The sequence below is a fragment of the Gemmatimonadaceae bacterium genome, from assembly GCA_019637355.1.
In the GTDB taxonomy this organism is placed as follows: domain Bacteria; phylum Gemmatimonadota; class Gemmatimonadetes; order Gemmatimonadales; family Gemmatimonadaceae; genus Pseudogemmatithrix.
This window is the reverse complement of sequence record JAHBVT010000001.1, coordinates 1,227,242-1,248,811: the sequence shown is the minus strand read 5'-3', so window position 1 is coordinate 1,248,811 and position 21,570 is coordinate 1,227,242. Positions and strand designations below refer to the sequence as shown.

Genomic DNA, 21,570 nt, shown 5'->3' with positions numbered 1-21,570 from the left:
GCTAGACAGGCGCGACGAGGCTGACGCGTTCGCGTATCACGCGTCCGTCATTCGTCATCCGTCGAGTAAGTGCTTCACCAGCTTCACGTAGCTCTCAACACTTTGCTTCAACTCCGCTTCCTCAATGTGCTCCTCCGGCGTGTGCGCCACGTGGATGGAGCCGGGACCGAAGAGCAGCGGCGTGCCCCAGTTGCCGAGCAGAGGGATGTCGCTGGTGTAGGCCATCGGGGCGGTGTCGAAACCGGGCACGGTGTGAAAGTGCTGCGCCGGAATGTGCGAGCCGAACTCGAGTTCGGCACGTCCCTTGGCCCAGGGCTTGAGGATCTTCTTGACCTCGGCGACGTCGCCGACGAGGCGCACCATCATCTCGGCTTCGCAGGCGCCGGGGACGATGTTCGCCTCCGTGCCGCCGCGGATGATGCCGACGTTCACGGTGCTGGGACCGAGGACGGGGTCTGCCGGCAGCTTGAGCTGGGGAAGTTCCTGCAGCAGTTCGAGCATCGGCGTGATGGCGCTCTGGCCGAGGTGCGCGTAGGCGGAGTGGGCCTCGCGCCCCGTGGTGCGCACGATGACGCGCAGCGCGCCCTTGCAGCCCGAGGCGAGCACCGACTCGGTGGGCTCGCCGTTGATCAGCCACTTCGAGGTGGCCGGCAGTTGGTTGGCGAGGCGCGCGCCGTCGGAGCCGCGCTCCTCGCCGACGACGAAGAGCAGGTCCACGCGCTCCTCGCCCGCAGCGACGAGACGGTCGGCGGCGACCATCATCGCGGCGGCGATGCCCTTGGCGTCGCAGGCGCCGCGGCCGTAGAGCCGGCCGTCCTCGCGGCGCGGCGGCACGTAGGGCGGCACCGTGTCCAGGTGCGTGGAGAGCGTGACGCCCCCGCCCTTGCGCGACGCCCAGATGTTGCCGCGCCCGGGCGTGACTTCCTGCACCGTGACGTTCCAGTCGCGGGCCACCAGCCAGCGCGCCACGAAGTCCACCGCCGCGCCTTCGTCGCGGGTAGTAGAGGGGATGGCGAGCAGTTCGGCGGCGAGCGCGACGACGTCGGCAGATGCGGTCATAGACGCCCAAAGTTACTCTTTGTTGCGCCACTCTTGCAGAGCACACCCCTCCCCCCGAGACAATGTCCATCGAACTGCTGGTCCTGCGGCTCGTCCACGTCTGCGGCGGCATCTTCTGGGCCGGCGGCGGCATCTATGCGGCGCTGTTCATCACGCCAGCCCTCGCCAAGGCCGGCCCGGCCGCCGGCCCGATCCTCGCCGAGATGCAGCGCCGGAAGCTGTTCACCGTGCTGCCCTTGGTCGCCGTCGCGACGATGCTCAGCGGCATCCGGCTGATGTGGATCGTCTCGGGCGGGTTCTCGGCGCATTACTTCCACACGCGGATGGGGCACACATATGCGGCCGCCGGGCTGGCGAGCATCGTCGCATTCTTGGTCGCGCTCGCGATTGCCCGTCCGGCCGGCCTCAAGGCGGCGGGCCTGGCCGCGCAGTTGCCCGGAATGTCGGAGGAGGACGCGGCGCGAACCCGCGCGCAGTTGGGCAAGCTCCAGCGGCGCGCCGGGCTGGCCTCGGCCTCGGCAATCTGGCTACTGGCGTTTGCCGCCGTCGGGATGTCGGTGGCGCGGTACCTCTGACGCGACTTGTAGCCTGCGCCCGCACTGGCTATTCTGTTCAGCACGCGGGAATAGCTCAGTTGGTAGAGCACAACCTTGCCAAGGTTGGGGTCGCGGGTTCGAGTCCCGTTTCCCGCTCTGAGCATCGAGCGCAGGACTGACGGGAGCGCCCTCCGGGGCCGCTCCCGTCTTGCGTTGCCGGGGTGGCGAAATTGGCGAGACGCGAGGGACTTAAAATCCCTTGGGGGGCAACCCCCGTGTGGGTTCGATTCCCACCCCCGGCATTGCGGTGCCCCGTCCCTCGGGATTGGCCGCCGCGGGAACCCGGGAACCCCAGGGACCTTTCCCGCAGGTGGGGTTAGCAGCACGGAGCAGTCGACTTCATCCCCAAGGGGAGGATCGCTCCGATGCGTGCCGCCACCCGACTCCGCGCCTTTCTTGCCACGCTCGCCCTGCCGCTGGTCGCAGCCTGCGTGGACCTCACCGGCCCGTCGACCGTCATCGTCGACGAGGGGCCGGACTGCCGCGCGCGCTGGGTGCAGCGCCCCTCCACGACCCACGCGGCGCTCACCGCCTGGGACTGCACCACGGATGACGGCACGCAGAGCTATGTGGACTACTACGAGCTGCGCGTGTACCACACGACGTGGGTGGATTTCTATATGGAGTCCTACGACTTCGACGCCTATCTGATGCTCTTCGACGAGTGGGACGTGCTCGTCGCGGACGATGACGACGGCGGCGAGGCCACGGACTCGTGGCTGACGGTCAAGCTCGTGCCCGGGACCTATTACGTCGGCGCGACGTCGTTCCGGGCCGGCGAGCGCGGGGCGTACTCGCTCTATATCGAGTGAACCCTGCGGTATGCGGCGCTAGAGCGCCGCGTACCGCAGCGTCACCGTCACGCGATCGCCGTCGTCCTTGGCGCCCCGGATATGCTTGGGCACGGCGAGCAGCGTGCGTCCGGACTTCTCGCGCCAGACGCTCGTCTCCCAGGTCCTGCCGTCGACGGTCGCGGTGACCGGGGCACGGCCCCAGCCGTGGGTCGAGGACGGTGCGAGGCGGTCCGGCACGCGGACGAAGTACCAGGCGCCCTTGCCTTCGCTCCAGCGGAACAGCGGCGCCACGAAGCGGCCGCCATACCCCGGCGCGGAGCGCTCAGCGTTCGGGGTCGAAGTCGGTCGGCGCGAGGCCATACTCGTCGTGCATCCGGTTGAAGTAGTCCTGGAGCGTGCGCCCCGGCTGTACGGGATAGCTGCGTGCGAGCGGGGTCAGGCTGCGAATCCGATCCAGGCGGAAGGCGCGAAAGGCCGCGCGGAGCTCACACCACGCGACCACCGTCCACGCGAGCGCACTGCACAATGCGGCCAAGGGCCACACGTTCCGCCGCGTGACGGCACCCTTGGCATCGGCGTAATCGAGGCGCAGCACCCGCCTGCCGTCCACCGCCGCGAGAAGCTCGGCCAGTCGCGCCGAGACCGCGGGGTCGCGCCGCGTGACGAATGCCGGCGTCTCGCGCATCCGCTCGGCGAGGTCCCGCGGCACCGCCGCGCGAATCTTGGCCTGGGCCCGCTCCGCGGCACTTCGCATCGGCGCGTCGGCGGCGGCCTGCGTGAAGCGCAGGCCCAGCGCCAGCGCCTCCAACTCGTCGCGGGTGAACATCAATGGGGGCAGGTCCATTCGCCGCGCGAGTGCATAGCCGACCCCCGCCTCGCCGACGACCGGCACACCGGACGCAGAGAGGTCCGCCACGTCGCGATACACGGTACGCACCGACACCCCCAGCCGCGAGGCCAACCAGGCGGCCGTCGTGAGCCGACGGCCGCGGAGGTACTCGGTGATGCGGTACAGTCGATCGGCACGGCGCAACTCTTCCTCCGCAACGGGAGTGGATGTTCAGAGCCCGCGGAGCACGCCGAATGTCCGGGCCGCGGCGAGCAGCGTCACCCCGTTCTCCGGTGCGCCGGCGTGCTCGGCGACCATACACCCGAAGTATGCGTTGCAGGCCTCGCTGCCGTGAACTCGCCCCATTGCCGCGTACGCGGCCTCTCGCGAGCGCCAGAGCACCACGTCGGTCCATCGGCCGTCCGGCAGCCGCGACAGCGCGCGCCCCAGATATCCGTCGGCGGTCGCGAGGAACTCGCGCTCCAGGCGATCCGACGCCGCCAGGAGTTGGTCCTCCGAGGTTCCGGGCGCGAGCGTGAACGGGGCCATTTCGATGCACAGCGTCTCCATATCTCCTCTCCTGAAACAGGTGGTTGTGGTGCCAGAAGGCTCGCCACCCCCTCCTGCCAGCGTGCTGTCAGCAGCGTCGCGGGAGTGCCGCTCGGTGCCTGCGTCGGTTGCATATTTCCCCTGTGCCCTCCCTCCCGATCCTCCTCGGCGTCGCCGGCGGCGGCGCCTTCGGTTCGCTGCTCCGTTTTTCCGTCGGCCGCCTCCTGCCAGTGGCGGCGGGCACGCTGCCGTGGAGCACACTCGCCATCAACGTGCTGGGTTCGCTGGCGCTCGGCGCGCTGGCCGGCGCCGGATTCGACCGCCCCGACGCCTCACCTGCACTCCGTGCCTTCCTCGGCGTAGGCCTGCTGGGCGGATTCACGACCTTCTCGACGTTCTCGCTGGAGACGGTCTCGCTGTTTCACGCCGGCGCGCCGTTGCGCGCGGTGGCGTACGCGACGCTGAGCGTCGTCGCCTCGGTCGGCGCCGCCGCACTCGGCTTCGCGCTCGCACGCTCCTGACCGTGCCCACGATCGCGAACGGCTCGTTCTTCCTGCCCGGGCCCACGGAAGTGCGCCCGGAGGTGCTGCAGGCGATGTGCCGCCCGATGGTCTCGCACCGTAGCGAGGAGTTCATCGCCCTGTACGCGCGCCTGAGCGCGGCGCTGCAGTTGGCGTTCCGCACGGCGCGTCCCGTGTACTCGGTGAGCGCCTCGGCCACGGCGATGATGGAGATGGCGATCCGCGGCGCGCCCGAGGGCCCGGTCCTCTCCCTGGTCAACGGTGCCTTCGCCGAGCGCTTCGCGCGCGTGGCGCAGCGCTGTGGCCGCCGCGCGCGGATCGTCTCGGTGCCGTGGGGCGAGACGCATCCGCTGGCGCTGGTCAAGCAACACTTAGCCGAGACGCCGTACGCGGCGATGACGCTCGTGCATTCGGAGACCAGCGCCGGATCGCTTGCCGACCTCCGCTCGCTGACAGAACTGGCACACCGCTACGGCGTGATGGTGCTCGCCGATGCCGTGACGAGTCTCGGTGCCGCGCCGATCGAGACGGACGCCTGGGGCGTGGACTTCGTGTTCACCGGTTCGCAGAAGGCATTGGCGCTGCCGCCGGGACTGGCCTTCGGCGTGGCAAGCGAGGCGTACATCCTGCAGGCCGGCGTGGTGCCGGAGCGCGGGCGCTACCTCGATCCGGTGGAGTACGAGGAGTCTGCCTTGCGCGGCGGCACGCCAACGACGCCGGCGATTCCGCTCTTCTACGCGGCCGACGAGCAGTTGCGCGCCATCACCGCCGAAGGCATCGAGGCCCGCTGGGCGCGGCACGCGGCGATGCAGGCGGCCACCGAGCAGTGGGTCGCGGCACGGAACGCCGAGGGCATCGGCCTCGCGTTCCAATCACCCGCTGGCGCGCGCAGTCCGAGTGTGAGTTGCCTCCAACTGCCACCCGACCGCGAGGCCGCGCCGGTGGTGGCGGCACTCAAGGCGAAGGGCTTCATCATCGGTCGCGGCTACGGCCCGCTCCAGGACTCCACGATCCGCATCGGGCATATGGGCGACCACTCGGTGGAGGGCCTCCAGCGCTGCCTCGATGCGCTGACGGACGTGCTTAGGGCCTGATCCCGAAGGCGTGCACCGTGTACCAGACGGTGTAGGCCAACAGTCCGCTCAGCGCCGCATCGCCACCGTGCGAGCGCGCCTCGCCGTCGTCGTCTACCGATTCCGCCGCGAGCCCTTGGTGCAGCGGCGCCACGCGCAGCCACTCCAGCGTCTCTGCGGCGTCGGGGCCGAGTAGCCGCGCGATGCGGCGCACGAGGCGGTCGGTCTCAGGGAGCCGCTTGGCGGTGCGGCGATACAGCGAATCGCTGCGGTCGGCGGCCTCCCACATCGGGAGCCAGAGCGCCGAACCGACGCTGTCGTCCTCAAGGTCGTGACGCCCGCCGAGATCGGCGGCGGCGGCCAGCGTGGACTTGGACTCGGTCCCGACGGCGAAGTGGCGTCGCAGCGCGGCGCGCACCGCCGCGGCATCCTGGACGTCGCGCGCGGCCTCTTCATCAAGCGTGCGGCTGAGTGCGTCCAGCGCGTAGGCGACTACGGCGTTGCCGTGCAGCGTGAACGGCAGCGCGGCGGGACGTCGGTCCAGCGTCACCTCGGTGTGGTAGAGCGGGTGCTTCTCATCACGCCGCGCCGCGAGCTCGTCGCTGGTGGCGTAGAGCGTGTCGGCCAGCACGAGTTCTTCGACGATCTGATCGTCACCGGTCTCGCGGATGTAGCGCTCCGTGGCGACGGCGTACGAGGCGCAGCCCTCCAGCGTGAAGCCCGGTTCGAAGAGCGTGCCGTCGAGGTAGTGCACGCCGCGTCCCGGTGCGTAGCCGTGGATCTCGCAGGCGCGGAGAATGAGCTCGCGCGCCAGCGGCGCGTCCGCCAGTTGCACGGCCGGCACGGTCCAGGCCAAGGCCTCCCAGTCGCGGACGGTCACGCCCCAGGCGCACCACGGCGCGCGACTGCGCACGAGGTAGAATTGCGCGTCGTCGAGCGCGCGGGCCACGCCGAAGAAGTACGCGAAGCACAGGTTGCGCGTGATGAGTGCGTCCAGCGATTCCATCCCGGTGGACTGCTCGAGCAGGCGCAGGGTGTCGCGGGTGACGGTGAGCAGCGACCGCCAGCCGCGACGGCGCATTACGCCGACGGTGGCCTCGGCGCCGTCGCGCTCCGGACCGGCGGCAATGTAGAACGCCTGCTCGGTGCGCTCCCCCGCCCCGAGCGTCAGCGCGCGCGTGATGCTGAAGCTCGGCGCAGCACCGTCGGTGACGGATACGCTGGCATCGCCGTCGGCAGCCAAGGCCAGTGCGCAGATGCCAGGCACGGCTACGCCATCGAGCAGGACCACGCCGTTGGCGGCCTCGCGCACGCGGTGCGCGTCCTCAGCGGCGCGCGGCGTCCGCACGCGGAGTTGCCGGTGACCGAGCACGCCTTCGAGTCCCACCTCGAGCTGCACCGGGCGCTTGCCGCGGTTCTCGAAGGCCAGCGTGTACACGGCGCCGGCGATGTCGGCGTCCTGCCCGAAGGGCGCGAAGACCGTCCCGCGCACCACCAGGTCGCCGACGGATGACGTGAACGTCGGCAGCCAGTGCAGCGCGCGTTCCCAGGCGATACCTGCGCGCGCCAGTTCGGCGACCTCCCCGTTGATGCGGATCACCGGCCGCGCCAGCGCCGGCCCCTCGCCATCGGCGAAGCCCGCGTGGCCGGCGAACTCCACCGCCGAGCGCGCCCCGCGGTGCAGCAGGCCGACGGCGTGGATGGCGCCGTCGTGTGGATGGATGCACGGGAGCGCCAACCAGTGGTTGCCGGTGACCTGCCACGGCACTGCCGGCAGGGGGGCGAGCGAAGGATCCAGCGGTGTGGAATCAGGACTCATAGGTGGTTCTGGGGGTCGCGGGGTAAATTACCCGACCTCTCGCATATGCGCTTACTTATTCTCGCCGCGGCCCTCGCCGCCAGCACGCTCCCGCCCCGACTCGCCGGAGCCCAACACGTGCTCGGCGCAGGCCAGGACGCCACCACTCCGCGCCGCGGCGTGCTCCGGACCACCGTCAGCGGCGAGAACGTGCTGCTGCGCGGTCGCTGGGCCGACGGTGCAGCCCAGGAACTCGGCGCGGGGCTCTCCGTACCGCTGGGGCCCAATAACGTGATCGCGCTCGGCGCACTCAACGGGCTGGTCGGCGGGCTCGTGAGCACGAACCTCACGCCCAGCCTCGGGTCAACGAAGGTGGACCTGCGCCAGCGACTGGCCTTCACGCGTCTGGGTTTTGAGTACGGCGTCACGGACCGCCTCGCGCTGCGCGTGCAGGCGCCGTTCGTGCGCGCGCGGACCGAGGCCCTGCTACGGCTCAACCCGGAAGGCGCGACCGCAGGCCTCAATCCCACGCTCACCGGCAGCGGCGTGGCCGTCGGCAATCGCGCCGTCGTGGATGCCTACCAGAACGCCGTCGCCTCGCTGACATCACGCCGCGACGCCTGCGCCGGGGATCCCGGCGCCTTCCCCGAGTGCGCGACGATCAACGCCGAGGCGGCGCTGGTGGACGCCGCCATCCAGCGCGGCGCGCAGTTCGCCACGGCGCTCACCAACATCTACGGCGCCGACGGGCTCGGCGAAGGCCAGCGCTACGTACCGATTGCGGGCTCGGGCCTCGAAGCGCTGTTCGTCGGTATCGGTGACGGATTGCGCACTGACTTCACGCGTTGGGGCGTGAACGACGTGACCGCGTCCACGGGACTGCCGCTGGGCGCGCAGACGCCGGTGACGGCGGGCGAACTCGCTCGCCTGCTGGCAGCAGAAGAGGGCGACGGCTTCGCGGCACGGCCGCTCACGCGCGCGGCGCGGCAGGATCTTGGGGACGTAGATGTCGGACTGACGCTCACGCTCTTCGACGCGTACCCGAGCGACTCGGCGCGCCGAGCCATCAGCGGATTGGGCTTCCGCCAGAGCGTCGCGGTCACCTATCGGCTCGGCGGCGGCAACTTCGACCTGCCGGACAATTTAATCGATCTCGGCACGGGCAGCGGGCACGACGCCATCGCGCTGCACTCCTACACGGACGTGCTGCTGAACGATCGCTTCTGGGCCACCGTGACCGTCGCCTGGGCGCTCGGCGCGGCGCACGAGCGCGTCCTCCGCATCCCGACGCGCCAAGGGGACGACCTGATCCCGGTGCAGCGCCAACTTCCGGTGCGGATCACGCCGGCGAGTATGCTGGAGCTGCGTCTGGCACCTCGCTACCGGCTCAACGACTACTTCACCTTCGGCGGCGAGTGGCGCTTCCGCACCCGCGGTGAGGACGAGGTGCGGGCGATCGGTTCCTCGCTGGTGGCCCCCGCCGGCCTCACCGTGCCCAGCGGCGACGGCGCGATGCAGACGCCGAGCAACAGCAACGAGCATCGCTGGGCCTGGCACGTGGTGTACACGACGCTCGGCGCCGAGTCACGCGGACGGGCACGCCTGCCGCTGGAGCTGGTGTACACGCACGAGCAGTCGGTCGGATCGACGCGCGGCATCGTGCCGCGGCGTTGGGAAGACCGCGTCGCCCTGCGTTTCTACACGCGTCTCTTCGGGCGCTGAGCGGCCGCGCGCGCCGGGCGCGCGGAGCCGGTGGCGGCGGCCACGGCCAGCAATTCCCGCGCGTGCTCGCGGCTCGTCACGCTCTCGGCATCGCCGCCGAGCATCCGCGCGACTTCATCCACACGCGCCGCTTCCACCACCACGCCCACGTCGGATGTGGTCACGCCACCCTTGGCGGCCTTCTGCACGACGATGTGATGGTGCGCCCGCGCCGCGATCTGCGGCAGGTGGGTGATGGCGAAGACTTGATGGTGCGCTGCCACGTCGCGCATCGCGTCGCCGACCATCAAGCCCGTGCGCCCGCCGATGCCGGCGTCCACTTCGTCGAAGATCAGCGTCGGCACGTTGTCGAGCCGCGCGAGGATGGTCTTGAGCGCCAGCATCACGCGGGCGAGCTCGCCGCCTGACGCCACGCGCGCCAGCGGGCGCGCCTCGTGCCCCAGGTTGAGCGCAACGCGGAACTCCACGTCCTCCGCCCCGTGCGACCCGGGTTCGGCTCGCGTCGTAAGCTGCACGCTGAAGCGGCCGTCTGGCATCCCGAGGTCGGGCAGCCGCGCCTCCACCGCCTTCGCCAGCGCCTCGGCCGCCTTCTTGCGCTTTGCCGAGAGTGCGGCCGACGCGCGCTGCAGCGCCGCCTCCGCGTCGGTCACCCGCTGCTCGAGGCCGCGCAGGTCCAGCGATGCGGTGTCGAGCAGGTCGAGCTCCGTACGCGCCTCGCGTCCGGTGCGCAGCACGGCCTCCAGCGAGCCGCCGTACTTCTTCATCAGCCGGAACAGCAAGTCGCGGCGCCGCTCGACTTCATCGAGCCGCGCCGGGTCGTGCTCCACGCCACCGGCGTAGGCCTCGGCCTCGCGCGCCAGTTCCTCGAGCGCGTACCAGGCGTTGTCGTAGAGTTCCTGCAGGCGCGCCGTGCCGGGGTCGATCTTCTGCAGCGCAGCCAGCGGCTTCTGCAGGTGACCGAGGGCCTGCATCGCGACGCCGTCACTATCAAGCGTAGTCGTCAGCTCGGCCACCAGCTGCTGCAGCTCCTCGGCGTGCGTGAGGCGGCGCGCTTCGTCGTCGAGGCGCTCCGTCTCGCCGTCCTGCAACTGGGCCTCGCCGATGTCCTTGGCCACGTGCGCCAGCCAGTCGGCACGCTTGGTGGCTTCGTCACGCCGCGCGCGCAGCGAGTCCACCGCCTGGCGCGCCTGCTCGGCGTCGCGCCAGGCGTCCGCCACGGCAGCCACTTCGCGCTCGGACTCGCCGAAGGCATCGAGGATGTGGCGCTGCGCGTCGGCTTCGAGCAGGGCCTGCGCCTCGTGCTGCCCGTGCAGATTCACCAGAGCGCGGCCGACGTCCGCCAGCACGCCTGCCGTGACCGGCGAACCGTTCACCCACGCGCGGGCGCGGCCTGCGCCTGCGGCCACCTCGCGCTTCAGCACGAGGATGCCATCCTCGCATTCCACGCCGCGCGCGTCGAGCATCGCGAGCAGGTCCCTGCGGTCGTGCAGGTCGAAGACGCCTTCGACGGTGGCCTTCTCCGCCCCGCTGCGCACGAGGTCGCTCGAGGCGCGCTCACCGATGAGCAGGCCCAGCGCGCCGACGATGATGCTCTTGCCCGCTCCGGTCTCGCCGCTGAGCACGTTGAAGCCCGGCGCGAGGGGTAGCGTCACCGCCTCGATGATGGCGAGGTTGCGGATCCGCAGTTCGGTGAGCACGTCAGGCGTCGCGGAGCGGGCCGCCGCCCCACCCGAGCTTGTTGCGCAGGCGCGTGAAGAACGTGACGTCGCTGAAGCGCACGAGCAGCACCGGGTGACGGCTCCGCGCGACGGTGAGGCGCTGCCCCGGCGGAATGGCGATGCCGACCTGGCCGTCGGCCGTGAGCAGCACTTCGTCGTCCTCGTCCTCCATCGCCACGTGCACCGTGACTTCCGGTGGCAGGATGGTGGGGCGGATGGCCAGCGTGTGCGCCGCCACCGGCGTGAGGAGCAGCGAATCGATCGTCGGCACGACCACCGGCCCACCGGCCGAGAGCGAGTACGCGGTGGATCCCGTCGGCGTCGCGATGACGATGCCGTCGGCCGCGAGGCGCGCGATCGGTTGGTCGTCGGCGGAGAGGCGCATCCGCAGGACGCGCGCGTAGCCCGCCTTGTGCACGACTACGTCGTTGAGTGCGCGCAGTTGGATCCCGAGCTTGCCGTCGGGCGTCCAGGTGCGCGCCTCGAGCGCCATCCGGCGCTGCACGTTGTGCTCCCCGCGCAGGAAGCGCAGGAACTGGTCGGGGAACTCCTCGGCTTGGCAGGTGGTGAGGAAGCCGAGCTTGCCCAGGTTGACGCCGAAGATCGGCACCGCCGCGCCGCCCAGGAAGCGCGCGGCGCGGATCAGCGTGCCGTCGCCGCCGAGCGTGATGAGCGCGTCGACCTGGCTCGGGTGCCCGAGCCGGGCGCCCTTCGGTGCCAGCGCCGCGAGGTCGGCCTCGTAGGCCAACGTGAATCCCTGCGACGACGCCTCGCGGGCGAGGAACCCGAGGATGGTATCGAGTCCCTCGTAGTCCCGATGCCCGACGACGCCGAGTCGCATCGTCACCCCGCCAGCGCGCCGGATTCGTGCAGCGCGCGCACGCGCGCCGCGATGCCCGCGGCGTCCAGCCCCACCTGCGCCAACTGCTTGGCGCGCGAGGCCGCGTAGATGATGCGGTCCGGCACGCCGTGCGCGTGCACGCGCACCGACGGATCCATCGCGCTCACGACCGATGCCATATACGCGCCGAAGCCGTTCACCACCGTGCCCTCCTCCACCACCAGCAATTGCTGGTGCGTGGCGAGCAGCGCCGTGAGCGTGGTGCGGTCGTAGGGCTTGAGGTAGCGGCAGTTGACCACGCTGACCGACAAGCCCTCGGCGGCCAGCGTCTCAGCGGCCTTGAGTGACTCCTGCACCATCGTGCCGACAGCAAGGATGGCGAACTCCTCGCCCTTGCGGAGCACTTCCCAGGTCCCCAGCGGCGCCGCCGGGATCTCGCGAGCGTGCACCGGCACGTCCGGCGAGACGTCGCGCGGGTAGCGCACGCAGAACGGACCGTCCGTGTGCGCGAGGCCGCTGCGCAGCAGCGAGACGAACTCGGTGCCGTCCTTCGGTGCCGTCACCACCATATGCGGCACCGCCAGCATATACGCGATGTCATACAGCCCGGCGTGCGTCTCGCCGTCCTCACCGACGAGACCGGCGCGGTCCATACAGAACATCACCGGCAGCGACTGAATCGCCACGTCGTGGATGATGTTGTCGTAGCCGCGCTGCAGGAACGTCGAATAGATGGTGACCACCGGCTTGATGCCCTCGGCCGCCATCCCGGCGGCGAAGGTCACGCCGTGGCCCTCGGCGATGCCGACGTCAAAGAACCTCGTCGGGTGCGCCTTGGCCACCGTGCCGGTGCCAGTGCCGCTGGGCATCGCCGCCGTGATGGCGATGGCCGAGGGATACTCCTCGAAGAGCTCGCTCAGCGCCTTGCCGTAGACGGCCGTGTAGTTCGGATTGCCGGCGGCCGCCTTCAGCTGCTTGCCCGTCTGCGGGTCGTGGCCGGGCGGCAGCGCGTGCCACTTCTCGCCGTGCTCACCTGCCGGGAATCCCTTGCCCTTGCTGGTGATCACGTGCACGAGGCGCGGGCCCTTGAACTCGCGCACCGCCTTGAAGGTCTCGATCAGCTGCGGGATGTCGTGGCCGTCGATGGGCCCGAAGTAGCGGAAGCCGAGTTCCTCGAAGAGCACGCCCGGCGTGAGGAAGGCCTTCACCGACTCTTCCCAACGGCGCAGCAGCGAACCGGCGTCCTTGAACGGACCCGGCGCGTGGTCCACGATGTCGCCGATCTTGCTGCGCAGACGGTTGTAGATCGGGTTGCGCTGCACCTGCGTCAGGTACTTGTGCATCGCGCCGACGTTGGGCGCGATGCTCATCTCGTTGTCGTTGAGCACGACCACGAAGTCGCGGTCCGAGTGCCCGGCATTGTTGAGGGCCTCGTAGGCCAGCCCCGACCCCAGCGAGCCGTCGCCGATGACGGCGACGACCTTGTTCTCACCGCCCTTGAGGTCGCGCGCGGCGGCCATCCCGAGCGCGGCCGAGATCGACGTGGCCGCGTGGCCGGCGCCGAAGGTGTCGTACTCGCTCTCGCTGCGCTTGAGGAAGCCGGAGAGCCCGCCCTCCTGACGCAGCGTGTGCATCCGGTCCTTGCGACCGGTCAGCACCTTGTGCGGGTAGCCTTGGTGCCCCACGTCCCAGACCAGCTTGTCGTCCGGCGTGTTGAAGGCGGTGTGCAGCGCGATGGTGAGTTCGACGACGCCCAGCCCCGCCCCGATGTGCCCGCCCGTGACCGAGCAGGTCGAAATCAGGAACTCGCGCAATTCCTGCGCGAGCGTCGTGAGTTCCGCAGGGGTCATCCGCCGGAGGTCAGCGGGGTCCTGCACGCGGTCCAGAAGGCTCATAGTGGAACGAGGACGGAGGAAATGGGGGTGCCGTAGGTTGGGCTGTCGCCGAGTGTGGCGCCAGTGTCAGGAGCGTCGGGCGACGATGAAGCGGGCGAGGAACTCCAGCTCGGGCGTCAGGGCGCCGTGGTCCTGCAGGCCCTTGCAGGCCTCCTGGACCAACGCCTCCGCCCTCGCCTTGGCTCCCGCCACGCCGAGGAGCGCCGGGTAGGTGCTCTTCTGGTAGGCCACGTCCTTGCCGGCCGTCTTGCCCAGCTGGTCGGTGGTGGCCGTGATGTCGAGGACGTCGTCGGCGATCTGGAACGCCAGGCCCACCGACGCCCCATAGGTGGCGAAGACACCGAGCAGCGCCCGCGATGCGCCGGCCGCCACGCCGCCGATGGTCATCGCAGCTTGGATGAGGGCGCCGGTCTTGGAGCGGTGAATGCGCTCCAATTGGGCCAGGTCCAGCGCGCTGCCCTCACCCTCGAGGTCCAGCAGTTGGCCGCCGATCATCCCGGTGGCCCCAGAGGCGCGCATCAGCACCCGCACGATCTCACCGCCCTGCTCGGGCCGCAGGCCGATGGCCATCGCGGCGTCCATCGCCGCGCGCGCCGCCAGCGGCACCATCGCCATCCCGGCGCAGGTGGCGGCAGGAACGCCGAAGACCTTGTGCACCGTCGGGCGGCCGCGACGCCTATCGTCGTCGTCCATACACGGCAGGTCGTCGTGCACCAGCGAGTACGCGTGCACCACCTCGATGGCCGCGGCGAGGCCGCTCACGTCGAGCGTCCCGCCCGCGGCGCGGTGCGAGGCCATCACCAAGACCGCGCGCAGGCGCTTGCCCTCGCCCTGCAAGGCGTAGCGGATGGCATCGGCGACGGCGCCGTCCTTGCCGCCAAGGTACCGTGCGGCCAACGCCTCCAACGCCCGCGCCACCGCGGCACGGTCGGAGGCGAAGTCGATCGGGGTGACACCAGCGCTCATTCCTTGGTCCCGAACACGCCGTCGGCCTGTTCGATCAAGGTGCGCACCTTGCCCTCGGCGTCGGCCAGCGCTGCGCTGGCCTCCCGCAGGCGCGTGATGCCCTCCTCGAAGAGCTTGAGCGCGTCTTCGAGCGGCAGGTCGTCGCGGTCGAGCGCGGCGGCAATCTGCTCAAGCCGCGCGAGGGATTGTTCGAAGGTCACGGGTCCGTCCGCAGATGGGGGGCATCGGCGTGCACCGCGTCCGTCGTCGCACGGATGCGGCCGTCCTGCACCAGCAGTTCAAAGGCTCGTCCGGGGACGAACGCGGCACGGGTCGCGAGAGTTGCACCCGAATCGTCGCGGGCGACGGCGAATCCCCGCTGGAACACCGCCAGCGGCGAGCGTGCCTCGAGCCCCGCGCCCAGCCGCGCGAGCGCGGCGCGGCGACGTTCCACCGCCCGCGGCGCCGCCTGCGCCAGGCGCTGCGCGATGCGTTCGGTGCGGGCTCGCCGGCGCTCGCTCACCAACTGCGCGCGCTGCGCCAGCCCCTCGCCGCACCGCTGCAGCTCGCGCCGCCCGACTTCCACGCGGTCCTGCAGCCCGTCGGCCATCATCCCGGCCAACTGCTGCACCAGGTCGCGCAACTCGGCGAGCAGCGGCACCGCGTGCTCGGCCGCCACCGACGGCGTGGCCGCGCGCAGGTCGGCCACCAAGTCGGCGATGCTCAGGTCCGTCTCGTGGCCCACGGCCGAGATCGTCGGGATCGGGCAGGCCGCGATGGCGCGCGCCACGCGCTCGTCGTTGAATGACCAGAGATCCTCGCGCGAGCCGCCGCCGCGCCCCACGATCACCACGTCGGGCACCGGGATGCCGTCCACGGCCTGATTGCTGGCCACCCAGCGCCCCAGGCGCTCGAGCGCCGCCACGATGGACTCCACCGAGCCTTCGCCCTGCACCAGCGCCGGGATCACGGTCACGTGCACGCCGGGATGCCGGCGCCCGATCACCGAGATCACGTCGCGCAGCGCTGCACCCTCGCTGGAGGTGATGACCGCCACCGTGCGCGGCATCCGCGGCAGCGCGCGCTTGCGCGCCGGATCCAACAAGCCCTCGGCCTCGAGCTTCTTCTTGGTCTCGTCGAACTGCCGCTGCCACAGGCCCTCGCCGTCGGCCAGCATCTGCGAAACCACGAACTGCATCGCCCCGCGCGCCGGATACACCGTGAGCTGGCCAAAGGCCGTGACTTGGTCGCCGTCGCGCGGCTTGGCGGGGATCTTGTACGACGCGCCCTTCCACACCACCGCGCTCACCGACGCGTCGGCGTCCTTGAGCGTGAAGTACCAGTGGCCGCTGGAATAACTCTTGAAGCCCGACACCTCGCCGCGGATCCACAGGCGCGGAAACCCGCCCTCGATGAGGTCCTTGGCCGCACTCGTGAGCTCGAGGACGGACAGGGCCTCCGCGGCGGTGGCGCCGGGGTGCGTCACGTCAGCGCGCGCCCTCGAGCGAGAGCGTCGCGGCGCGCACGGTGTTGGCCAGCAGCATCGCGATGGTCATCGGCCCCACCCCGCCCGGCACCGGCGTGATCTTCGAGGCCTTCTCGGCGACTTCGTCGAACTTCACGTCGCCCACGATGCGGTAGCCCTTCTTGGCCGACGGATCGTCGACGCGATTGATGCCCACGTCGATCACCACCGCGCCCGGCTTGACCATATCGGCCGTCACCATCTCCGGCTTGCCGATCGCCGCGATGAGGATGTCCGCACGGCGCGTGTGCTCGGCCAGGTTCTTGGTGCGCGAGTGGCACACTGTCACCGTGCAGTCGGCGCCCTTGCCGCTCTGGATGAGCAACGCCGCCATCGGCTTGCCGACGATCGTGCTGCGGCCGAGGATCACGGCTTCCTTGCCGCTGGTCTCGACGCCGGCCTCGTTCAGCATCACCTGCACGCCCGCCGGCGTGCAGGGCGCAAAGCCATCAGCGTCGCCGATCAGCACCTTGCCCGCGTTCACCGGATGAAAGCCGTCCACGTCCTTCATCGGGTTGATGCGGCGGATCACCTTCTGCGGATCCATATGCTTGGGCACCGGCATCTGCACGAGGATGCCGTGCACGGCCGGGTCCGCGTTGAGGCGGTCGATGACGGCGAGCAGCTCGGCTTCCGGCGTGGACGCCGGCATCCGGATGGTCTCGCCGTTCATCCCTGCCTCCTTGCAGGCCTTCTCCTTGGCGCCCACGTAAAAGGCGGAAGCCGGATCGTCGCCGACGAGCACGACGGTGAGGCCTGGCGTGACACCCTTGGCCTTCAGGGCGGCGGCGTCCTCGGCGACCTTGGCGCGGACCTTGGCGGCGATGGCGACGCCATCGATGCGTTCAGCGGGCAATGTTGGTGCTCCTCTTCTCGCGGATCGCCACGACCTTGATCTGTCCAGGATACTGCAGCTCGGACTCGACGCGGCGCGCGATCTCTTCGGTGAGTGAATCCATCCGGGCATCGTCCACGTTCTCGGGGTCCACGATGACGCGGACCTCGCGGCCGGCCTGAATCGCAAACACGCGGTCCACGCCCTTGTAGCTCGCCGCGATCTTCTCCAGCCCTTCCAGGCGCTTCACGTAGGTCTCGAAGGCTTCGCGGCGCGCCCCGGGGCGCGACCCGCTGATGGCGTCGGCCGCCTGCACCAGCACCGACACCTCGCTCTCGTGCGGCACGTCGTCGTGATGCGCGGCGATGCAGTTGATGACCATCGGGTTCTCCCCGTACTTGGTCGCCACCTCCACGCCCAGTTGCACGTGCGTGCCCTCGTGCTCGTGCGTGAGCACCTTGCCCACGTCGTGCAGCAGCGCGCCGCGCTTGGCCATCGCCACGTCGAGGCCGAGCTCGGCCGCCATCATCCCGGCGAGGAAGGCCACTTCCTTGCTGTGCCCGAGGATGTTCTGGCCATAGCTCGTGCGCCACTTCATCCGGCCGATGAGCTTGATCAGCTCCGGGTGCAGGCCGTGCACGCCCACCTCGTAGGCCGCCTGCTCGCCCGTCTCGACGATGCCGGCGTCCACTTCCTTCTTCGCCTTCTCGACGACTTCCTCGATGCGGCCCGGGTGGATGCGGCCGTCGGCGACCAGCTTTTCCAGCGCCAGGCGCGCGACTTCGCGGCGCACCGGGTCAAAGCAGCTCACGACGACCGTATCCGGCGTGTCGTCGATGATGACGTCCACGCCCGTGGCCAGTTCGAAGGCGCGGATGTTGCGCCCTTCGCGGCCGATGATGCGGCCCTTCATATCGTCCTTCGGCAGCGCCACGGCGCTGGCGGTGATCTCGGCCGTGTGCTCGGCGGCGATGCGCTGCACGGCGAGGGCCACGATCTTCTTGGCCTCGCGGTCGGCGTTGCGCTTGGCGCTGTCGCGGATCTCGCGGATGCGGTTGGCGGAATCCGCCTGCGCTTCTTCCTCGAGGCGACGGATCAGCTCGGCCTTGGCCTCGCTGGCCGAAAGGCCGGCCAACTGCTCCAACCGGCGGCGTTCCTCGCCGATCAGCTGGTCGAGCTCGGCCTGGCGCTCCTCGAGCTGCTTCTCGCGGCGGCCGACTTCCGAGGCGCGGCGGGCGACTTCCTTCTCCTTGCCGTCGACCACCTCGAACTTCTTGTCCGCCTGCTGTTCGCGCTCGGCGACGCGCTTCTCTTCCTTCTCGATCTCGACGCGCCGGTTGCGGGCCTCCTGTTCCCAGGCCTCGCGCACCTTCATCACCTCTTCCTTGCCGGAGAGGACGGCCTGCTTGCGGGCGGCATCCGCCTCGCGCTCAGCCTCAGCGACGATCTTCTTGGCGATTTGGTCGGCGGCTTCGCCAGCGGCGCGGCGGGCGGCGTCCTCGGCAGCGCGCCCAGACTTCTTCCCCTGCACCCACACGATCGGCAACCCGACGGCCAACAACACGCCCAGGGCGATCGTCACGTACAACGGCACGGTCATTTGTCTCTCGTATGCGCAAGGCGGCCCTGCCTGCAGCCGCGTCCGGAGGGAGAGCACCAGCGACTCGCCGTTGCGAGTCCATCTCGGGGGGCTGGACCGTCCGAACCGGCACCGACGTAGGGGGCGGGTTGGGACGGGCTAACTTCCGAGCGGACTTGCACCTACGGGCCGTTATGCCCACTCACCCCGCAAGCTAGGGGCGGCTCCGCTAAATCGCAACGCGCTTGGCGGGGGGTAGCCAGCGCCGCAGCTCCCCGGACAGCGAGCGCATCCGCTCCGCCACCTCGGCCTGCTTGGCACGCTCCTTGAACAGCTCGTCCGTGATGCTCATCGCGGCCAGGATGGCCGCCTTGCCGGGGTCGGTGATGGCGGGGTTCTCCAGCACCTTCCGGATGGCCGCGTCCACGTGCTCGGCGATCGCCCGGGTCACGTCCGGCGGCACCTCGGAACGGATCGTGTACTCCTCCCCGACGATCCGCACCCGCGTCGAATGCACGCTCATAGCTCCCCTCCGATGACGTGCTGTTGCCGCAGGAAGCGCGCCCGGTCGAGCATCGCCTTGGTCTTGCCTGCCGCTTCGTCCAGCCGGGCCCGCAGCTTGGCGTTCTCCGCCTCGAGCGCCGAGACGCGCTCCTCGGCCGTGGCGTCGCCGGGGGCGTTGGCGCCCAGCGCCTTGAGCCGGGCTTCGGCGGCGTGCGCGCGCTTCCGGAAGGCCGAGAGTTCTTCGCCCAGGTTCCGGACCAGCAGTTCCAACTCGGCGAAGGCCGCCTGAGCCGGCGAATCAGGATGCGCGCGGTCGGACACCGAGTTGGCTCTCCAGGGTCTTGAGGAGCTGGCTGCGACGGCCTTCGAGTTCCTTGTCCCGGAGCGTGCGCTCCGGATGCCGGAAGGTCAAGCGCCAGGCCAGCGAGCGCATCCCGTCCGGGACGCCTTTGCCGCGGAACTCGTCGAACAGCACGCAGCGCTCGAGCAGCTCGCCGGCCGTGCGCTTGAGCAGCTCCTCCACGTCGCCAGCCGGCGTCGCATCCGGCACGAGCAACGCGAGGTCGAACTCCGAGGCCGGCTGCGTCGGCAAGGGCTTGTAGCGTGGCGGCTCACGCCGCACGACCTCCGCCGCCGACACCACCCCGCTGTTGCGCCGCTTGTTGCCGTGCGCGTGCTGGCCCGAAGGCGCCACCGCCGCTGAGGCCATCTCGCCGAGCACCAACTCCACGCCCCACGCGGGGCTCGCCCAGACCGGGGCGTCGAGCTTCAGCTTGGCCACGCGGCCCACCGTGGCCGCTCCGATCAGGATGCGCCACAGGTCCGGCCCTTCACCGGGCTCAAGGTCTACCTCCGCGCCGGGGTACGCGGCTTCGGCGAGCTGGCGGCCAAGCGCCTTGGCGTCCCAAGCGTCGAAGGCGGGCGGCGACGACTCGGTGAAGTGCGGCGGACGGCGCTGGCCCATCACCAGCAGGGCGGCGCGCACTTCCTCGGTGGGCGTCCCGCCGGCACGGGCGGCAAAGACGCTGCCCACCTCGAAGATCCGCACGTTGCCCTGCATCCGGTTCAGATTGTACTCGGCGCGCCGCGCCAGCGTGTCGAGGATCGACGCGCGCAGGAACGGCTCGTCCTCAGCCAGCGGGTTCTGCACGCGCACCAGCTTCACCGTCGCGCTGCGTTCGCCGCGCCCCGAGGTGAACGGGAGGGGCCGCACTTCGTGCAGGCCGGAGGCGACCATCACGTCGCGCACGCGGCGGTAGGCCGTCCACATCGGGTGGTCGGGCACGGTGCCCGGGCGGTGGCCGCTGAGCGTATCGGGCAGGCGGTCGAAGCCGCGCAGCCGTGCGATCTCTTCGATCAAGTCCACGTCGCGCGACACGTCGTGCCGCCACGAAGGCGGCACGGCCTTCAGCAGGTCGCCGTCCACCGTCACGCTGAAACCGATCGACGCCAGCAAGGCCACGCACTCGTCGCGCGGGACGGCCTCACCGAGCACGCGCTGCACGCGTGCGACCTTGAGCGCCACCGCCTTGCGCGGCTCGGGATCGCGGCCCACCGCCAGCAAGGCCTCGACGTGCCCGCCGCTGACGTGCGCGATCAGCGCCGCGCCCAGCGCCAGCGCCTGCGGCAGCATCGCGTCGTCAATGCCGCGCTCGAAGCGATAGCTCGCATCCGTCGAGAGCCCCGCCTTGCGCCGCGTCGCGCGCACGCGCTGGGCGTTGAACGTCGCCACCTCGAGCACGATGTCCGTCGTGGCGTCCGTGACCTCGCTGTCCTTGCCGCCCATCACGCCGGCCAACGCCGTGGCACGCTCACCGTCGGCGATGACGAGCATCTCAGGGTCCAGCGTGCGCGTCGCGCCGTCGAGCGTGACCAAGGTCTCCTTCGCCTTCGCGCGGCGCACGACGATCGCCTGCCCCTTGAGCTTGGCTTTGTCGAAGGCGTGCACCGGCTGGCCGAAGCCGTGCAGGATGTAGTTCGTGGCGTCGACGATGTTGTTGATCGAACGGCCGCCCGCCGCCTCCACCGCCTCGCGCAACCACACCGGGCTCGGGCACACCGTCACGCCCGAGATGACCGCCGCAGTGTACCGCGCGCAGTCGCGGAGGTCGTCGATGCGCACCTTGATGCCGCCACCGCTGGCCTCCTGCGCGCCCATCGCCACGGCCTTCGGCACTTCGGGCAGGTCGGCCAGCTCGCGCGGTCCGGCCAGCTTGACGCCGGTGAGCGCCGAGAGCTCGCGCGCCACACCGATGTGCGAGAGCAGGTCAGGACGGTTGGGCAGCACGTCGAGCACGAGGCGCACGTCGCCGGGACCGAGCACGTCCAGGAAGGGCGTGCCGGGCGCGGCGTCGGTGTCCAGCGTGTAGATGCCGTCGTGGTCGCTGCCGAGCTTGAGCTCGTCCGCCGAGCAGAGCATCCCGTTGGAGGTGAAGCCGCGGATCTTGCGCTTCTCGATCTTCAGTCCGGTGGGGATGGTCGTGCCGCTGCGCGCGAAGGGGTACTTGTTGCCGACCACGACGTTGTTGGCGCCGCAGATTACCTCGAGCAACTCGCCCGAGCCGTCATCCACCTTGTTGAAGCTGAGCTTGGTGTCGGGCACCTTCTCGCTGGCCACCACCTGCGCGACGACGATCGGCGCGAGGTCGGCGCGCAGGCGCTCGAAGCCCTCCACCGTCGCGACGTGCGCGGTGAGGAGGTCGCGCACCTGCTCGGCGGTCTTGCCGTGCGGGACGAAGCGCGCCAGCCACTGATGCGAGAGATTCACCGGCGCGCTCCCGCGCGCGA

Annotated in this window: 21 protein-coding genes and 2 tRNA genes; 7 read left to right on the top strand and 16 right to left on the bottom strand. The window is 70.4% G+C overall.

What is annotated here, in order from left to right:
- Window positions 1–54: 54 nt before the first annotated feature.
- Window positions 55–1,059 carry a M20/M25/M40 family metallo-hydrolase gene (locus tag KF689_05710; GenBank protein MBX3132865.1) on the bottom strand — a complete coding sequence of 335 codons (1,005 nt, stop codon included), beginning with the start codon at window positions 1,057–1,059 and terminating at the stop codon, window positions 55–57.
- A 62-nt stretch (window positions 1,060–1,121) separates the two neighbouring features.
- Here KF689_05710 and KF689_05705 point away from each other — a divergent pair, with 62 nt between their 5' ends.
- The 4 genes from KF689_05705 (at window position 1,122) to KF689_05690 (ending at window position 2,467) form a co-directional block, all read left to right on the top strand.
- Entirely contained in the window at window positions 1,122–1,634 is a 513-nt protein-coding gene (locus tag KF689_05705; GenBank protein ID MBX3132864.1) for a hypothetical protein, read from the top strand.
- Window positions 1,635–1,678: 44 nt separating this feature from the next.
- Window positions 1,679–1,751, top strand: a tRNA-Gly gene (locus KF689_05700).
- Between the two features lie 59 nt (window positions 1,752–1,810).
- Window positions 1,811–1,897: transfer RNA gene (locus KF689_05695), tRNA-Leu, on the top strand.
- 123 nt (window positions 1,898–2,020) lie between these two features.
- Window positions 2,021–2,467, top strand: coding sequence for a hypothetical protein (locus tag KF689_05690; GenBank protein MBX3132863.1), 447 nt, complete (start codon window positions 2,021–2,023; stop codon window positions 2,465–2,467).
- Between the two features lie 18 nt (window positions 2,468–2,485).
- Here the strand turns inward: KF689_05690 and KF689_05685 are convergent, their stop codons facing one another.
- The 3 genes from KF689_05685 to KF689_05675 are packed head-to-tail and all read right to left on the bottom strand — an operon-like array spanning window position 2,486 to window position 3,848.
- A complete protein-coding gene (locus KF689_05685) occupies window positions 2,486–2,809 on the bottom strand; it encodes a DUF1905 domain-containing protein (GenBank protein ID MBX3132862.1) in 324 nt (107 codons plus the stop codon).
- Window positions 2,772–3,482: a YafY family transcriptional regulator gene (locus tag KF689_05680; protein ID MBX3132861.1), complete on the bottom strand. Its 711-nt coding sequence runs from the start codon at window positions 3,480–3,482 to the stop codon at window positions 2,772–2,774. Before KF689_05680 ends, KF689_05685 begins: the two co-directional genes overlap by 38 nt.
- Window positions 3,483–3,509: 27 nt before the next feature.
- Window positions 3,510–3,848: a hypothetical protein gene (locus KF689_05675; GenBank protein ID MBX3132860.1), complete on the bottom strand. Its 339-nt coding sequence runs from the start codon at window positions 3,846–3,848 to the stop codon at window positions 3,510–3,512.
- 122 nt (window positions 3,849–3,970) lie between these two features.
- On the opposite strand from KF689_05675, the gene crcB reads away from it, so the two are divergent.
- Window positions 3,971–4,348 carry a fluoride efflux transporter CrcB gene (crcB, locus tag KF689_05670; GenBank protein MBX3132859.1) on the top strand — a complete coding sequence of 126 codons (378 nt, stop codon included), beginning with the start codon at window positions 3,971–3,973 and terminating at the stop codon, window positions 4,346–4,348.
- A gap of 2 nt (window positions 4,349–4,350) precedes the next feature.
- Window positions 4,351–5,442: an alanine--glyoxylate aminotransferase family protein gene (locus KF689_05665; GenBank protein MBX3132858.1), complete on the top strand. Its 1,092-nt coding sequence runs from the start codon at window positions 4,351–4,353 to the stop codon at window positions 5,440–5,442.
- Here the strand turns inward: KF689_05665 and KF689_05660 are convergent.
- Window positions 5,432–7,240 (bottom strand): hypothetical protein, encoded by a 1,809-nt coding sequence (locus tag KF689_05660; GenBank protein ID MBX3132857.1) that lies wholly within the window; start codon window positions 7,238–7,240, stop codon window positions 5,432–5,434. The genes KF689_05665 and KF689_05660 overlap by 11 nt on opposite strands.
- Window positions 7,241–7,285: 45 nt before the next feature.
- Between KF689_05660 and KF689_05655 the strand changes: the two genes are divergently transcribed.
- Entirely contained in the window at window positions 7,286–8,941 is a 1,656-nt protein-coding gene (locus tag KF689_05655) for a hypothetical protein (GenBank protein MBX3132856.1), read from the top strand.
- Here KF689_05655 and recN read toward each other — a convergent pair.
- The 11 genes from recN to pheT all read right to left on the bottom strand — a co-directional run bounded on the left by recN (window position 8,917) and on the right by pheT (window position 21,550).
- Entirely contained in the window at window positions 8,917–10,638 is a 1,722-nt protein-coding gene (recN, locus tag KF689_05650) for a DNA repair protein RecN (protein ID MBX3132855.1), read from the bottom strand. The two genes, KF689_05655 and recN, sit on opposite strands and share 25 nt — an antisense overlap.
- A gap of 1 nt (window position 10,639) precedes the next feature.
- The gene (locus KF689_05645) at window positions 10,640–11,500 is read right to left on the bottom strand and encodes an NAD(+)/NADH kinase (protein ID MBX3132854.1); all 861 of its coding nucleotides are present in this window, start codon (window positions 11,498–11,500) and stop codon (window positions 10,640–10,642) included.
- 2 nt (window positions 11,501–11,502) lie between these two features.
- Window positions 11,503–13,395: a 1-deoxy-D-xylulose-5-phosphate synthase gene (gene dxs / locus KF689_05640; protein ID MBX3132853.1), complete on the bottom strand. Its 1,893-nt coding sequence runs from the start codon at window positions 13,393–13,395 to the stop codon at window positions 11,503–11,505.
- A 66-nt stretch (window positions 13,396–13,461) separates the two neighbouring features.
- Window positions 13,462–14,361, bottom strand: a complete 900-nt coding sequence (locus tag KF689_05635; GenBank protein ID MBX3132852.1) for a polyprenyl synthetase family protein — start codon at window positions 14,359–14,361, stop codon at window positions 13,462–13,464.
- Complete coding sequence (xseB, locus tag KF689_05630) at window positions 14,358–14,561, bottom strand: exodeoxyribonuclease VII small subunit (GenBank protein MBX3132851.1); 204 nt, start codon at window positions 14,559–14,561, stop codon at window positions 14,358–14,360. The genes KF689_05635 and xseB overlap by 4 nt, the downstream gene beginning before the upstream one ends.
- Complete coding sequence (xseA, locus tag KF689_05625) at window positions 14,558–15,826, bottom strand: exodeoxyribonuclease VII large subunit (protein MBX3132850.1); 1,269 nt, start codon at window positions 15,824–15,826, stop codon at window positions 14,558–14,560. Before xseA ends, xseB begins: the two co-directional genes overlap by 4 nt.
- Before the next feature lies 1 nt (window position 15,827).
- Entirely contained in the window at window positions 15,828–16,721 is an 894-nt protein-coding gene (gene folD / locus KF689_05620) for a bifunctional methylenetetrahydrofolate dehydrogenase/methenyltetrahydrofolate cyclohydrolase FolD (protein ID MBX3132849.1), read from the bottom strand.
- Window positions 16,711–18,300, bottom strand: coding sequence for a ribonuclease Y (rny, locus tag KF689_05615; protein MBX3132848.1), 1,590 nt, complete (start codon window positions 18,298–18,300; stop codon window positions 16,711–16,713). Before rny ends, folD begins: the two co-directional genes overlap by 11 nt.
- 208 nt (window positions 18,301–18,508) lie before the next feature.
- On the bottom strand, window positions 18,509–18,802 hold the full coding sequence (locus tag KF689_05610) for a cell division protein ZapA (GenBank protein MBX3132847.1): 294 nt from the start codon (window positions 18,800–18,802) through the stop codon (window positions 18,509–18,511).
- Window positions 18,799–19,104, bottom strand: a complete 306-nt coding sequence (locus tag KF689_05605) for a hypothetical protein (protein ID MBX3132846.1) — start codon at window positions 19,102–19,104, stop codon at window positions 18,799–18,801. Before KF689_05605 ends, KF689_05610 begins: the two co-directional genes overlap by 4 nt.
- Window positions 19,082–21,550 carry a phenylalanine--tRNA ligase subunit beta gene (gene pheT, locus KF689_05600; GenBank protein ID MBX3132845.1) on the bottom strand — a complete coding sequence of 823 codons (2,469 nt, stop codon included), beginning with the start codon at window positions 21,548–21,550 and terminating at the stop codon, window positions 19,082–19,084. The genes KF689_05605 and pheT overlap by 23 nt, the downstream gene beginning before the upstream one ends.
- Window positions 21,551–21,570: the final 20 nt, after the last annotated feature.